General features: G+C 40.5%; 10 protein-coding genes. 8 read left to right on the top strand and 2 right to left on the bottom strand.

Features of this window, described 5'->3' with window-relative positions; genetic code table 11:
- The first annotated feature begins 18 nt into the window (after positions 1–18).
- The 8 genes from BLS35_RS14045 (at position 19) to BLS35_RS14010 (ending at position 13807) form a co-directional block, all read left to right on the top strand.
- A complete protein-coding gene (locus BLS35_RS14045) occupies positions 19–1149 on the top strand; it encodes an aldose epimerase family protein (RefSeq protein ID WP_090782066.1) in 1131 nt (376 codons plus the stop codon).
- 449 nt (positions 1150–1598) lie between these two features.
- Positions 1599–2495 (top strand): hypothetical protein, encoded by an 897-nt coding sequence (locus tag BLS35_RS14040; RefSeq protein ID WP_132226059.1) that lies wholly within the window; start codon positions 1599–1601, stop codon positions 2493–2495.
- 202 nt (positions 2496–2697) lie between these two features.
- Entirely contained in the window at positions 2698–4104 is a 1407-nt protein-coding gene (locus BLS35_RS14035) for an IPT/TIG domain-containing protein (RefSeq protein ID WP_254778879.1), read from the top strand.
- Positions 4105–4128: 24 nt separating this feature from the next.
- The gene (locus BLS35_RS14030) at positions 4129–7206 is read left to right on the top strand and encodes a SusC/RagA family TonB-linked outer membrane protein (protein ID WP_090782060.1); all 3078 of its coding nucleotides are present in this window, start codon (positions 4129–4131) and stop codon (positions 7204–7206) included.
- A gap of 10 nt (positions 7207–7216) precedes the next feature.
- The gene (locus BLS35_RS14025; RefSeq protein ID WP_090782058.1) at positions 7217–9295 is read left to right on the top strand and encodes a RagB/SusD family nutrient uptake outer membrane protein; all 2079 of its coding nucleotides are present in this window, start codon (positions 7217–7219) and stop codon (positions 9293–9295) included.
- Between the two features lie 19 nt (positions 9296–9314).
- Complete coding sequence (locus BLS35_RS14020; RefSeq protein ID WP_090782056.1) at positions 9315–10322, top strand: DUF4973 domain-containing protein; 1008 nt, start codon at positions 9315–9317, stop codon at positions 10320–10322.
- A 2-nt stretch (positions 10323–10324) separates the two neighbouring features.
- Positions 10325–11323 (top strand): glycoside hydrolase family 43 protein, encoded by a 999-nt coding sequence (locus BLS35_RS14015; protein WP_207909168.1) that lies wholly within the window; start codon positions 10325–10327, stop codon positions 11321–11323.
- 36 nt (positions 11324–11359) lie between these two features.
- On the top strand, positions 11360–13807 hold the full coding sequence (locus BLS35_RS14010) for a glutaminase family protein (protein WP_090782054.1): 2448 nt from the start codon (positions 11360–11362) through the stop codon (positions 13805–13807).
- Positions 13808–13854: 47 nt separating this feature from the next.
- Here the strand turns inward: BLS35_RS14010 and BLS35_RS14005 are convergent, their stop codons facing one another.
- Both BLS35_RS14005 and BLS35_RS14000 read right to left on the bottom strand, forming a co-directional pair.
- Positions 13855–14079, bottom strand: coding sequence for a hypothetical protein (locus BLS35_RS14005; protein WP_207909169.1), 225 nt, complete (start codon positions 14077–14079; stop codon positions 13855–13857).
- A gap of 21 nt (positions 14080–14100) precedes the next feature.
- A complete protein-coding gene (locus BLS35_RS14000; protein ID WP_090782050.1) occupies positions 14101–15123 on the bottom strand; it encodes a hypothetical protein in 1023 nt (340 codons plus the stop codon).
- Positions 15124–15200 lie beyond the last annotated feature (77 nt).

Raw genomic sequence — 15200 nt, 5'->3', positions numbered from 1 at the left:
ATAAGTGATTTGATTACCATGAGAAAAGAAATATTTAAACTGAGTTGTTGCCTGGTTCTGCTTGCCGCTGGTTGTTCCCAGAACAACAAACCCAATGAAGATTTATTGCCTAAGCAAGAGAATTTTAAGCAGATGGTAGCAGGGAAACCAGTCGAATTATATGTTTTAAAAAATGCTGCAGGTATGTCTGCTGCTATAACTAATTATGGTGGCAGGCTAGTTTCACTATTGGTACCTGATCAAAAAGGTGATTTAACCAGTGTAGTGATTGGATTTGATAGTCTGGCTGGTTATATCAACAGTACTGAACCCTATTTTGGGGCATCTATTGGTCGCTATGGAAACCGGATAGCGGGCGGAAGGTTTTCACTTGAGGGAAAGGATTACCAGTTGTCGGTGAACAATGGTCCGAATACTTTGCATGGGGGAAAAGATGGCTTTCAATACAAAGTATGGGACGCAGTAAAGCAGGGGGATTCAGTGTTGGTTCTTAGCTATCGTTCTGTAGACGGCGAGCAAGGTTTTCCAGGTAATCTCCAGGCCAGGGTGACATATACGCTAACCGCTGACAACCGTTTGAAACTAGATTACCATGCAGTAACTGACCAGACAACGGTAGTTAACCTGACCAATCATGCTTTCTTTAATTTAAACGGCGAAGGTTCAGGGACCATTAATAACCATTTGTTGAGAATCGATGCAGCGGCTTATACTCCAGTAGATTCGACTTTAATACCCAACGGGAAGTTGGAGGCGGTAAAGGATACACCATTTGACTTTAGCACTTCAACTGCCATTGGCAAGCGAGTGGATCTTAACAATGAACAACTCCGTTTTGGAAAGGGCTACGATCATAATTATGTATTGAATGCTTCTGGTCTGGATGTGCTGGCAGCTGAAGTTGAAGGAGAAAAAACTGGGATTGTGATGCGGGTTTATACCACCGAGCCTGGCCTTCAATTTTATGGGGGTAATTTTATGCAAAGCAAAAACAGATTACGTAAGGGAATGGATGATTTCAGGACCGCATTTTGTCTTGAAACACAACACTTCCCAGATAGTCCAAATCAAGCTAAGTTCCCATCAACAACTTTAAAGCCTGGACAAGTGTATGAAAGCCATTCGGTATATGCATTTTCCACAAAATAAAGCAATTATAAATAACGCTTACGATTTAATCGTAGAAAGGGAACCCAAAAGGTTCCTTTTTTTTGCTGCCTATTGTTCGTCTTTTTTAGGTTGAATTCTATTTTTCTGATCCCATTAAATTGAGATAATTCGACAAAAAGTTGAACAAATTATATAAACCGTAATCGGTTAATTTGATTGTTAATCAACCAAATATAAACCAACTGCATGCGCTCTTCAGACGACAGTACTGACGCTAATTGCAGTAAAACAAGCATTGTATGAATAAAAATTTACATCTCTTATTTATTACGGCAGTTCTTTATAAGGTCGTCATATATAGCCAAGTCAAATGGGGTATAAAAAAAATATCAACTGGATGTGCTGTATTAATGTTATTCATGTGTTGCTCATGCAACAAAAATGATTTTGAAAATAAAAGCGCAGAGAATCCGAGGAAAGCTAATCAAATGATGCTTACACCAGATCCCTGGAATCCAACACCATCTCCTATAGCTTGGATACAAGATCGGGAAGGAACAGGCCCCTATCAACCATCAGACCCTAATTATTTATATGTAGGCGATGCCCCTGACTCTAAACTTGGTAATAATTATAGTTATTATGTTCATTTTTACTGGCATGGTTTTCCGAGCGATGGGCCAGATTATCCGCATTTAGCCGCAGATTACAAGATGCAAATCCAGTGGAGATATTACGACACTGAGCCATGGCGTTATATATATGGTGATACACCAGGTTATGGCTTAACCGGAATACGATACACTGATGTCTTTGAAGACATACCTGCATATGCTTTCCCTTATTGTGACTTCGGAGCTCAAATTAGAGTAAGAATCAGGGTAATTCATAAAGACTTTCTAACATTAACCCCTGATTTCGATGCTTACGAAATTTATGATCGTAGCTTAGTTTCACCATGGAGTTCAGAATATGGATCTACTGCACCTTCTTATTACAATTACTGGGGTTTTGGCAGACCGCAACCTCAGCAAACGTCTGGTGGTGGTTGGACAGAGTCCGACCCGGATAATGTGACCGACGGTCAAATTTTAGTGTCCGTTTATTTACCTACCGTAACTGGTTATTCATTTTCCTATGAAATAGAAAATCTAACTGGGGGGCTTACTCAGAATTTCAGAGATAAAAGCCCCAATTCCGTGGGTGTTGGCAAAAATTTAATGATGGGGATCGGATCTTCAGGTGGAAGTATTTCTGTCCATGCTAAGTGCACTAATAATTTGACACACAATACATCATATTCTACAAAAATGATGAGTTATGGCTTAGGTGAAAAAACGCTTGATATATTTTTCTCGGATAGCGATTTCGACGTTTCTCCATAGGACCATATTAAAATTAGATTACCCGTTCAGCGGTAGAAGTATATTCAGAGGCGATCGGAATTTGAGATAATTCGACAAAAAGTTGAACAAATTATATAAACCGTAATCGGTTAATTTGATTGTTAATCAACCAAATATAAACCAACTGCATGCGCTCTTCCGTCGATAGTACTTACGGCAATTGCAGTAAAACAAGCATTGTATGAATAAAAATTTACATCTCTTAATGATAACCGACTTGGTTAACATCAGGCGTTGGCATATCCATAGGATACTGCTAGGATTGATTGTTCTTTGCTTTACGCATTGTAAAAACGCTGAAGTAAAGAAAGAAGATGGCTATGATCCGTCAAAACCCATGACTGTCTCAGATTTCTATCCTAAAGAAGGGGGAGCAGGAAACAATCTGGTTATTTATGGGGAAAATTTTGGTAGTGATCTATCCAAGATCAAAGTTATGATTGGTGGAAAAACCGCCGTAGTAGTAGGTGTAAAAAATAACAGCCTGTATTGCCTCATTCCGACGCAAGCTTACGACGGAGATATTAAGGTATCTGTTGTTGACGGTGACAATAATGAGATCGCCAATGCCACAGCCAAAGAGGTGCTGTCCTATACTAGGAAATGGCTGGTCTCGACATTTCTCGGGAAGTATTACGAAGTTGGTTCCGCTTTTCAGGAAAAAGAAGGTCCGTTTGAAGACTGTGGAGCATTTAAAGGTATACAGTGGTTATCTTTTGATCCTAAAAATCCCAACCATCTTTATTTTACAGCTGGTACCAATAGTAGTCGGTTGATTGATTTCGAAAATAAATATGTAAGTTATTTTAGAACTGGTCTTGACGATGCATCTGTGATGACCTGGAAGCTTGATGGCAATCAGGATATGCTTGTTTCGCACAACCATGCCAGTGATACCAAATACGGGAACTATATATTTAGCAGGCAATCAAACTTTGTTCAGAAGCAAGCTATTGAAGTGTACTCCCGTGGAGTGCGAGGAACATTAATTCATCCGCAAAATGGAGAATTGTATTATTCCAGATTCAGAGCCGGGGATGTTCGAAGGTACGACTTTAATACCAAGGAGGATAAACTGGTATTTACAAATCCATATAGTGGTGTTGCCATTTACATGGTCATGCATCCCACAGGGGATTATGCTTATCTACTGGAGTATGAAAAGCATTACATCATGCGTACCGACTACGATCGGGTTAACAAAACCTTTAAAATTCCATACACAGTTTGTGGGGAGGCCGGTACTGCAGGCTATGCAGACGGAATAGGTACAAATGCTCGTCTGAACAATCCTGTCCAGGGTGTATTCGTGAAAAATCCGGATTATCAAGCCGCGGGAGGAGATCAGTATGATTTTTATTTCTGCGACAAGAGTAATCATGCTATCCGTACGCTCACGCCACAGGGAAGAGTGGGTACATTCGCCGGACGTGGAAATAATGGTACAAATGGCTATGCTAACGGTGATTTGCGTACTGAGGCTCGTTTCAATAGTCCGCAAGCAATTGCTTATGATGAGCTTAAGAAATGTTTTTATATCGGTGACGCCGGTAATTGGCTGATTCGCAAAATAGCAAAAGAAGAATAGAAAACTAACACTCAAATATAAACGATGAAATTTATTTTACTAACATGCTTGATCTTGTTTGGGATGTTCTTTAACGTTCGGGCCCAGGAAGAGATAACCGTGAAAGGAGTTGTCCTCGACGAGCAAAATTTACCCCTTATAGGTGTAAGTATAGCTGTCAGCAATATGCCCGGATTGGGAACCACTACTGTGACCGATGGAAAATACAGCATAAAAATGCGACCTTTTCAAACTTTGATCTTCAGCTATATTGGATATCAGAAAAAAGAGGTATTGGTGAAAGACCAGCGTACCATCAACGTCACAATGAAAGAAAATGACGACAGTAAGCTTAATGAAGTTGTCGTTACCGCTACTGGGGTGGAGAAAAGGATTGCTGTAACAGGTGCGATCACAACGGTAGATGTGGAACGATTAAAGTCAAATCCCTCAACTTCTATGGCAGATGCCTTAGCGGGCGTTGTGCCTGGTATCCAGGCCATGCAAAGCTCAGGCAGACCCGGCAGTGTGTCGGAATTCTGGATCAGGAGTATATCTACATTTGGGGCAAACAATTCTGCATTGGTATTGATAGATGGCTTTGAACGCGATATGAATGAAATCAATGTGGAAGATGTAGCCTCATTTTCAGTTTTGAAAGATGCTTCGGCAACAGCGATTTATGGTAGCAGAGGTGCGAATGGGGTGATTTTGATCACCACAAAAAGGGGTAAAGAAGGTAAAGTAGAGATCAATGCGAAGATAGAAGGATTTTACAATACCGCCACTAAACTCCCTGATTTTGCGGATGGATACACCTATGCGTCACTCGCTAACGAAGCTAAGACTACCCGAAATCTGCAACCACTTTATTCTGCTTCAGAAATGGAGATACTACGTCTTGGGCTGGATCCTGATCTCTTTCCTAATGTTGACTGGATGGATGTTTTGCTTCGTGACGGAGCAAAGAGCCAGCGTAGTATATTGAATCTAAGCGGGGGTGGAAAAACAGCACGTTATTTTGTATCTGGAGGGTATCAGAATCAACAGGGAATGTACAAAGTGGATGAGGCAATTGGCGATTATAATACCAATACCAATTTTAAAAAGTATACCTATCGCTTAAATGTCGATATGGACATCACGAAATCTACGCTGCTAAAGGTGGGGGTTTCCGGGTCCTTGAGGCAGCAGAATGATCCAGGTGTCGGAACAAAAGCCATTTGGACTACACTCATGGGATATAATCCCATCATGATGCCGATGCAATATTCGAATGGGAAAATCCCCTCATGGACAGGAAAAGATGATAACCTCAATCCTTGGGTACAGGGAACAATGACCGGATACAACGAAAGCTGGACAAATAATATTCAGACTACGTTAAACTTAGAACAGAAACTGGATTTTATCACTAATGGACTTAGGTTCATTGGAAGGTATGGATATGATACCAATAATGACAATTACGTTAAACGATTTAAGCGTCCCGAATTGTGGAATGCCGCACGTTATCGTAACGCAGATGGGACATTGGTGTTCACGCGGGTAGCCGAAGAACAAAAAATGACCCAAACTTCTGGTTCGGACGGCGATCGCCGGGACTTCTTTGAATGGGATCTCTTATATAATAAAGATATCGGAAACCACCATTTTGGTGCGGTTGCAAAATATACACAATCGTCTAAAGTATTTACGCAGAATATTGGTTCAGACCTTAAAAATGGAATAGCTCGCCGGAACCAGGGTCTTGCAGGCCGCGTAAATTACAATTGGAATCATCGGTATTATATCGATTTTAACTTCGGTTATACAGGTTCAGAGAATTTTCATAAAGATTACCGATTCGGATTCTTTCCAGCCATTTCAGGTGCCTGGAATATTGGCGAGGAGCCTTTCCTTAAAAATTTGGGATGGGTAGATATGTTTAAAGTGCGTTATTCGTATGGAAAGGCAGGGAATGATAATATGGGCAAGGATAATGCAGGTAGAGAAATTAGATTCCCTTATCTGTATGACATTGAGCAAATGACTGGTGGAGGATATAATTTCGGTGGTTATGAAAGTAGTAATTCATGGGATGGAATCCGTTACTCTTCTATAGCATCTCCAAACGTTACCTGGGAGATTGCGACTAAACAGGATCTTGGATTCGATTATTCCTTTTTTGGAGATAAGGTTAATGGTGCTTTTGACTTGTTTAGTGAACATCGGGAAGGGATTTACATGAAACGTGAATATCTTCCAGGATTCGCTGGAATAGAAAGTGATCCTTCGGCCAACGTAGGTATTGTAAATGTTCGTGGATTCGATGGAAATATTGCGGTCACTCAGAAGCTTTTTAATGTGGATCTAACTTTCCGCGCAAATGTAACCTACAGTAAAAATGAGATCAATGAACGCGATGAAGAAAATACAATTTATAAATATAGACTACAAGAAGGGCATCGCATTGATCAAGCGAGAGGATTGATTTCTCTAGGTTTGTTCAAAGATTATGACGACATCAGAAATAGCCCGCAACAAACCTTTGGTGCGGTTATGCCAGGCGACATCAAATACAAAGATGTAAATGGTGATGGTAAGGTAGATGGGACGGATTTTGTCGTAATCGGCGCAACAACGAAACCAAATTTAACCTATGGATTTGGTCTTTCTGCCCGCTGGAAAGGGTTGGACATCAACATGCATTTTCAAGGCGTAGGCAAATCAAGTTATTTCATCAGTGGCAGCTCAGTTTTTATGTTTTCAGGTGGAGATGGATGGGGGAATGTACTGACTTCGCTCGCGAACAGTAACCGCTGGATTCTAGGTACAAATGAGGATCCGAATGCCGAATATCCAAGATTGACTTACGGAAATAACAGCAACAACTATCAAAGATCTTCATTTTGGCTTAAGGACGGATCGTATATGCGTTTGAAAACACTCGATGTTGGCTATCAGATCCCGAAATCATTGGTGAATAGGGCCCGGATAAGCAGCGCCCGTATATTTTTTGTCGGCACCAATCTGTATACATTCTCGAAATTTAAGTTGTGGGATCCGGAGTTAGGAAATCCAGATGGAAAAGTTTATCCGCTGAGCAGAACATTTTCATTGGGATTATCTGTCAGTTTATAAGAAAAGAAATATGAAAAAAATAGCTATAATTTTAGTCTTCGCTACATTAGTTTTGACAATTAGCGGGTGTAAAAAATACCTGGATTCGGATTATCTGTTCGATGAACGAATGACTACGGAGGATGTATTTTCCAATTCCGACTATGCAAACAGGTGGTTGGCACGCGCGTATTATTTTTTGGGGACCAACGTGATGCAAGATGTGGCCAGTAAAAAGGTGATACCTTTTAATTTCGCTGATGATATGTTTTATGGCGATGAAAACGATGAATATAAACGTTGGAAAAATGGACAATATACTGAGAGTGGTCTGGATGGAGAAAGCAAAACGATCTGGGTAACTGGGTATCAGGGAATCAGACAAGCCTCAATTTTCCTGAATAATATTGATATCAATAAACAGTTTACTGCTCAGGAAATGGCAGATCTAAAAGGCCAGGCTCGTTTTTTAAGAGCTTACTTTTATTGGATTCTTCTCCGTACCTATGGTCCAGTGCCGATTATTCCAGACGAAGGTATTGACTATACCAAAGAGTATGATGAAATCGCGCAGGCAAGAAATACTTATGCAGAATGCGCAGATTATATTTCGAATGAGCTTGTTGAAGCCGCGAAAGGACTTCCACTTCAAAATGGGGTGCAGCAGCTTGCCCGACCTACACGTGGGGCTGCATTGGCCCTACGGGCTAAGGTATTGTTGTATGCCGCTAGCCCATTAGCCAATGGTAAAGCACCTGCTGAGGTTGCCGCATTAATGGTGAATAAAGATAAAAAGCCCCTACTGTCGCCAACTTATGATGAATCCAAATGGGCCAGGGCCGCTGCAGCTGCAAAGGATGTTATAGACCTTGGACAATATCAATTGTTCGTGGCTTATAAGAAGACTGTTGGCGATATCGCTTATCCGGCAACTGTTACACCTCCTTCAGACAATAACTTTTCAAACAGCAACTGGCCTGCCGGTTGGAAGGATATTGACCCATTTGAATCGTATCGATCTGTATTCAACGGAGCCGTTTCCGCTTCTGAAAATCGCGAACTTATTTTTACACGTGGGAGAAATCAGGGTAGCGAATCTATTGGCAATATGGTAGTACACCAGTTACCCAGGCTGGAAGGAAAAGGCTATAATTCTCATGGTATGACGTTAAAACAGGCTGATGCTTATTATATGAACGACGGTACTGATATCCCTGGAATGAATAGCATGTATGCTGGAAGACCTGGTTATCAAGATCGGTATAATACACAGCAGCGTGCGGCAGGTTTTGTACAGACCGCTGAATCGGCAAATTATCCGGAGTTGGGTGCATTGGCTGCTGGTGTAAGTAAACAATTTGCAAAGCGTGAGCCTCGCTTTTATGCTTCAGTTTCCTACAATGGTTCGACCTGGAATTTGCTGAACGCAGAAGTGACGAAAGATGAAAAACCTAATGTGCAGGTGTTTTATTACCGTGGGGATCCCAATGGCTATAAAAATACCACGTACTGGACTCGTACAGGGATCGGGATTAAAAAGTATGTGCACCCTGACGACATCAGTAATACGATACTTACTCCGGTTGACCAGAGTCGAATGAAAGATAAAGTTGACCCGGCAATCCGATATGCAGAGATCCTGCTGATTTATGCGGAGGCTTTAAATGAATTGAACGGATCATATTCTATCCCTTCCTGGGACGGTAAGACAACGCATACTGTGGCTCGGAATATTGGGGAAATAAAAAGAGGGATTCAGCCCATTCGAATCAGAGCAGGATTAGCAGACTATGCAAATGATGTGTATGCTGATGCGACAAAATTCCGTATTAAACTAAAAAGAGAACGTCAGATTGAGTTATTTGCCGAGGGACACCGATATTTTGATTTGCGTCGCTGGACAGATGCTCCAGGCGAGGAATCTGCCCCCGTTTATGGATATAATGCTTATGCGACCAAAGCGCAGGCAGACCTCTTCCATACTCCAGTTGAAACCCCTTCCTTGCCTTCAATATTTACCCTAAAAATGTGGTTCTGGCCAATTCATTTTGATGAACTCAGACGTAACAAATTTTTAGTACAGAATCCGGGCTGGACAAATCCTGAATAGTTTATTTTAATTAGCGACAATGAAAAAGAAATTATATATATTGTTTTTGATATTAACAACAGCAAGCTGCTTTATTTCATGTAAAAATGAATGGGAAGATGAGCAATTTACCCAAATGGCATCGTTTAAAGCCATACCAGGTAGTCAAGGGGTGACATGGAGTTATTTACGTTACAATGCTAACGGCGTAGTGCGATACAATCTTCCAATTATAATGAGTGGGTCTACTCCAAATAATAAATCCCGGACCATACATATCGGTTTGGATCCTGATACACTTGCGAGACTAAACCAGGAGCAATATGGCCACCGTCAGGAATTGTATTTTAGACAATTAGATCGAAAATATTATAATCTTCCTGCCACAATCACAATTCCAGAGGGCGTTAGTACAATCTCATTACCTATAGATTTTACAATGAGTGATCTGGATCAATCTGACAAATGGGTGTTACCCTTGCAGATTTTAGATGATCCATCTTATGACTACAAAGCAAATCCGAACAAAAGTTTCCGTAGAGCAATGTTGCGTGTTATGCCATTTAACAATTACTCGGGCGAGTATGGTGGTACCTTATACAAGATCTTTCTTGATGGTGATACGGAGCCGTTAACACTGAACAAACATCGCACGTATGTAGCGGATGACAAAACGATATTTCTATACGCCGGGACCCGGGATATTGATTATTTGGACCGTAAGAATTACAAGATACTGATGAAGTTTACTGATGAGAACATAGATATTCAGAATCGGAAGAAAAAGCTGGAAGTTTGGAGTGACAATGTGGTAAATAATAAGTTTAAGCTAGGGACGTCCCAGTCTTATTATACAATTGACGAAGAAATGGATGCGAAACTTCCCTATATGAAACACATATATATTACCCTTTATCTGTCCTACGAGTTTGAGGATTATACAACTGTACCAGGACAGCGATTGAAATATAAGGTAGAAGGTACTTTATCTATGCAACGTGACCTGAATACGCTTATACCAGACCAGGATCAGCAAATTCAGTGGTAATTGTGAGAAGTATTAAAAATAGTTCGGTAATCTGCATTTTATTTGCGTTGTGTGTATGCTCACTATCCTGTGGAGGTAGCGTTAGTTTAACTCCTGATATAGAAGGTGTAAAACCAATCTCCTATGAGATTATTGAAGACAAGTTGCCTATTGCAGATCCATATGTATTGTATCACAATGGTAAATACTATGCTTATGGGACGCGTATAAACGGTTTTGAAGTATATATATCAGAAGATCTGAAGCATTGGAAGAGGAGCGACCATCTTGCCCTGTCACCAGAGAACTCATGGGGAACAAGATGGTACTGGGCCCCTGAAGTATATTATGTTGCATCGAAAAATAGGTTTTATATGTTTTATACTGTTGATGAGCATATTTGTGTGGCTTCGGCAGATACACCTACCGGGCCTTTTGTGCAGGATGAAAAAAAGCCTATTGTTGTAAATGAAAAAGGAATTGACCCATCGTTGTTTATAGACAAAGACGGTACTCCTTACCTCTATTTTGTACGTTTTACTTCAGGCAATGTTATCTGGGTGGCCGAAATGAATGATGACCTGCAAAGCATAAAAACGAATACCTTGACTAAATGCATTAGTGCTGAAGAGGATTGGGAAAAGATTCAAGGCACTATTGCAGAAGGGCCCTCAGTGTTGAAGAAAGGAGAGACTTATTATTTAATGTATTCAGCAAATCATTTCGAGAGTAAAAACTATGGGGTAGGCTATGCGACAGCAAGTTCCCCTAAAGGGCCGTGGAAGAAGTATAATGAAAATCCAATTCTACGTAGAGATAAGCCCGCCGCTTCGGGATTGGTTGGTACTGGTCATGGTGCCCCCTTCGTTTGTGCAGATGGTACTTACAAATATATTTATCATGCACATGCGGATATTAATAACGTTGGGCCAAGAAGGTCTTATATCAATGATTTAGGTTTCTCCGCACAGGGTGTGATCAGCATTAGTGGTGAACCTATCAGACCAGTTATAATAAAATAGACACACACACACAATCAAATACGTAACACAAAACAAATGAAACGAATCCTTCTCTCTTTAGGCCTGGTTGCAGCAATGCTTGGTGTATCTGCCCAGCAACGCAAAGCGCCGGCCTATCCATTGATTACGCACGATCCTTATTTTAGTATCTGGTCGTTTTCTGATCATCTTAATGCCGGGGCAACAAAACACTGGACTGGCACAAACCATGCGCTATCCGGATTGATAAAAGTTGATCAAGAGGTTTATAGTTTTTTAGGTAAAGCCGATAAGAGTTTTGAAATGCTTTTACCTACAGCTGAAGGCAAACCTTATACTGCAAAGTATACGGAAACTGAACCGACTGCGGGTTGGGAAAAAACGGATTACAATGATCATGACTGGAAAACCGGAAATGCGCCATTTGGTGACAGCGATGCAAAAACCCAATGGAAAAGCGATAACCTTTGGATGCGCCGCGAGTTTAATCTCGATAACATTGATGTTAAGGGGTTAAATTTGAGAATCAATCATGACGACAACATCGATCTGTTTTTAAACGGTGTTAAAGTTTACAATTGTAACTGCTGGACCAGCAAGTATGTTTATATCCCTATTGATGAAAAGATAAAGGGTGTATTGAGAAAAGGCAAAAATGTACTCGCTGCACATGTTAAAAATACAGCAGGTGGGCAATGGTTAGATATCGGTTTAGCTGTTGAAAAGCCTGCGGCGGAATTAAAATCGGTGCTTTTGGCTAAACAAAATAGGGTTACCATAAATGCTACGCAAACCATTTATCAGTTTAGCGCAGGTAAGGTCGATCTTGAGCTCACTTTTACATCGCCCTTGCTGATGGATAATCTTGATCTGTTGGCCAGACCGGTTTCTTACGTGTCGTTCAAGCTTAGAGCCAATGATGGGAAAAAGCACAATGCACAGGTTTATTTTGGTGCATCTACTGATATAGCGACCAATAATCCTGCTCAGGAAGTTGAGGCATCGGCTTACAAGAATGGATCACTTTCGGTACTTAAAGCGGGTACAATAGCACAGCCGATTTTGAAGAAAAAGGGGGATGATATCCGTATCGATTGGGGTTATATGTACGTTGCTGTTGCTCAAAATACTGGAAAACAATATGTTACTTCATCCGCCAATGCGATCTCATCTTTTATAAGCGGAAAAGTAGATGCTGGTCCAGCGAAAGGCAATAACTTAACACTGGCTACAGTATTGCCTTTTAACGTAGGTATTGGAAGTACAGAAAAAACAGTATTGATTGGCTATGATGATATTGAGTCTGTTCAGTATTTCGGTGAAAATTTAAAGCCTTGGTGGAATCGTAAAAATAACCAGACGATAGATAAACAGCTTACACTTGCAAGCAATGAATATGCTGCTGTTTTAAAAAAATGTGATGCATTTAATCAGCAGTATCGTGCTGCAAACCTAAAGGTTGGAGGTAAGGAGTATGCTGATCTTTCAGATATTTCGTATCGTCAGGCCATCTCTGCTCATAAATTAGTAGAAAGTCCGCAGGGTGATATCTTATTTCTGTCTAAAGAGAACTTTAGTAATGGTTCTATCAATACTGTAGATGTAACTTACCCTTCTGCGCCATTGTTTTTGGTATACAATACGGATTTATTAAAAGGAATGCTAAATGGAATTTTCTATTATAGCGAAAGCGGAAGATGGAAGAAACCTTTTCCTGCACATGATTTAGGTACTTACCCTTTGGCCAATGGACAAACTTATGGTGAAGATATGCCTGTAGAGGAAGCTGGCAACATGCTTATTCTGACTGCAGCGATTGCCAAAGTTGAAGGTAATGCAGCCTATGCTAAAAAGCATTGGAAGACCCTTTCTGTTTGGGCAGATTACTTGAGTAAGGAAGGCTTTGATCCGGCAAATCAGCTATGTACCGATGATTTTGCTGGTCACCTGGCCAGGAATACAAACTTATCGGTTAAGGCTATTGTAGCTTTAGGAGGTTACGGAATGCTTGCCCAACAATTGGGCGAAAAAGAAGCGAGCGGAAAGTATAAAGCAATGGCTAAAGAAATGGCGAAAAAATGGATGGAAATGGCCGATGCTGGAGACCATTATACTTTAACATTTGATTTGAAAAATAGCTGGAGCCAGAAGTATAATCTGGTATGGGATAAGGTATTGAAGCTTGATATTTTTCCAGAAGCCGTTTATAAAAAGGAGATTGATTTTTATCTGAAAAAGCAAAATGCCTTTGGTTTGCCCTTGGATAGCCGTAAAACTTATACCAAATCTGACTGGATTATGTGGACTGCAACCTTGACCGATAATCGGGCTGATTTTGAGAAACTAATCAAACCAATTGATAAGTTTGCTATCGAGTCGCCAAGTAGAGTTCCATTAAGTGACTGGTATGAAACTACCAATGGTAAGCAAGTAGGTTTTCAGGCTCGCAGTGTTGTAGGTGGCTTTGCCATTAAATTATTGGACTATCAGTTAAATAGAAGATAGTATTATAGCAAAAACGCATAGATGTGCGTTTTTGCTATGCTAAACCGTTAGTCAATGATATCATGGGGGAGATAGAGACAGGTGTAGCCACTATTTAAAAGGGAAAAGATAATATCTTCCACATGGAAGCAATTCCCTTCAACTCTGAGTATTTTATCCACATCCTCCAGATCGAAGGAAACCTTGAACGCAGGATATTTGCACAATAGCTCCGTAATGACATTCATTGCAGCTGCGGGGTGTTTGACATTTGTTTTGAAAATTGCAACCATGATTATTCGTTTTGTGGCTTTTTAATTCTTCCTCAATAAAGAAAAAGGATTAAAGGAGATGCCTATATTGAAATAAAATGCCGGATCTGGTGTGATTTGATAAACGGGATCTTGAAATGTCTCCTCTTTTTTAAATATTCTACCTGCAGGTGTAGCTTTTACTCCACTTTTTGCCGTAAGCATAAAGTGTTTTGCAATTACATGTTCGTAGGTTAGTCCCGAATTGATATCCAATTGCCTATATTCATATTTTTGAGCAGTACCGTCCAAATTGTATAGGTAAAATGAGGTACCGTCCATTTCTGTACCTAATGAAACTCTACCGTTGCGGTTAAAAACAAATTTTCTTAGCTGTATGCTTCGGGGAAGGAAAATGTCAGCGATTAAGCCATTGTTGAATTTATGTTCATAAGAGAATATTGGGATAAATGGTGTCAGTGCTCCCGGATCAATGTTAACCATGAACCCCGCTGTCATCTTAGTCTTCTGATTGGCTTTCAATACCATTACTCCGGCAAACAATCCTTTTATTCTTTCGAAATGTTTATCACTACCATCTACCACCAGACTCGAATTATAGATGACCCGCTTTCCGAATAAAGAGGAAAAATAAGTCAGGTTCAGTGATGAAAACAGGTAATAATAGTCATTCTCTAAAGTGGTTTGCGCTGTCGTGCCGGTTTGAACAACTTCTGTTGCTGTCGAAGTGGATTTGTAGCCGAGGGTTGTGCTTAGGAGCCAGGTTTTCCTTTTAATCAAATCTATATTGGCACTTAATTTTGTCTGCTGAAAACGGGTCAATCTTCCGCCTGGCAAGATATTCCCTTCATTCTTTGATTTGTAATGATATGGGGCAGTATTACTGAACTCGAAATTTAAGGGCCGGGCTATAGCAAACTTATCAGCTGCAAAGGCAACTACTCGTTTTCGTATGCTCAAACTATCATCTGCTTTCTTCGGGATACTGTCTGTAACCTGGGAGAAGCCCTTTGTTGACATGACCAGTATGCCCAATACTGTCATCGTACTTTTTATCCTATTCATGTGTTCTGTTAAGATTCTGATGGTGAATTGAATGCAAAGAAATGTATAATGTGAATGCCTATTTTTGTTTTTATACC

It is taken from the genome of Pedobacter sp. ok626 (assembly GCF_900100435.1).
Taxonomy (GTDB): Bacteria; Bacteroidota; Bacteroidia; order Sphingobacteriales; family Sphingobacteriaceae; genus Pedobacter.
The sequence above is the reverse complement of the archived record's forward strand: the minus strand, read 5'-3'. Positions and strand labels throughout refer to the sequence as shown.

Excerpts from the sequence above, each read along its gene's own strand:
- BLS35_RS14045 (WP_090782066.1), top strand. The coding sequence starts at position 19 with ATGAGAAAAGAAATATTTAAACTGAGTTGTTGCCTGGTTCTGCTTGCC.
- BLS35_RS14040 (WP_132226059.1), top strand. The coding sequence starts at position 1,599 with ATGATGCTTACACCAGATCCCTGGAATCCAACACCATCTCCTATAGCT.
- BLS35_RS14035 (WP_254778879.1), top strand. The coding sequence starts at position 2,698 with ATGAATAAAAATTTACATCTCTTAATGATAACCGACTTGGTTAACATC.
- BLS35_RS14030 (WP_090782060.1), top strand. The coding sequence starts at position 4,129 with ATGAAATTTATTTTACTAACATGCTTGATCTTGTTTGGGATGTTCTTT.
- BLS35_RS14025 (WP_090782058.1), top strand. The coding sequence starts at position 7,217 with ATGAAAAAAATAGCTATAATTTTAGTCTTCGCTACATTAGTTTTGACA.
- BLS35_RS14020 (WP_090782056.1), top strand. The coding sequence starts at position 9,315 with ATGAAAAAGAAATTATATATATTGTTTTTGATATTAACAACAGCAAGC.
- BLS35_RS14010 (WP_090782054.1), top strand. The coding sequence starts at position 11,360 with ATGAAACGAATCCTTCTCTCTTTAGGCCTGGTTGCAGCAATGCTTGGT.
- BLS35_RS14005 (WP_207909169.1), bottom strand. The coding sequence starts at position 14,079 with ATGGTTGCAATTTTCAAAACAAATGTCAAACACCCCGCAGCTGCAATG.
- BLS35_RS14000 (WP_090782050.1), bottom strand. The coding sequence starts at position 15,123 with ATGAATAGGATAAAAAGTACGATGACAGTATTGGGCATACTGGTCATG.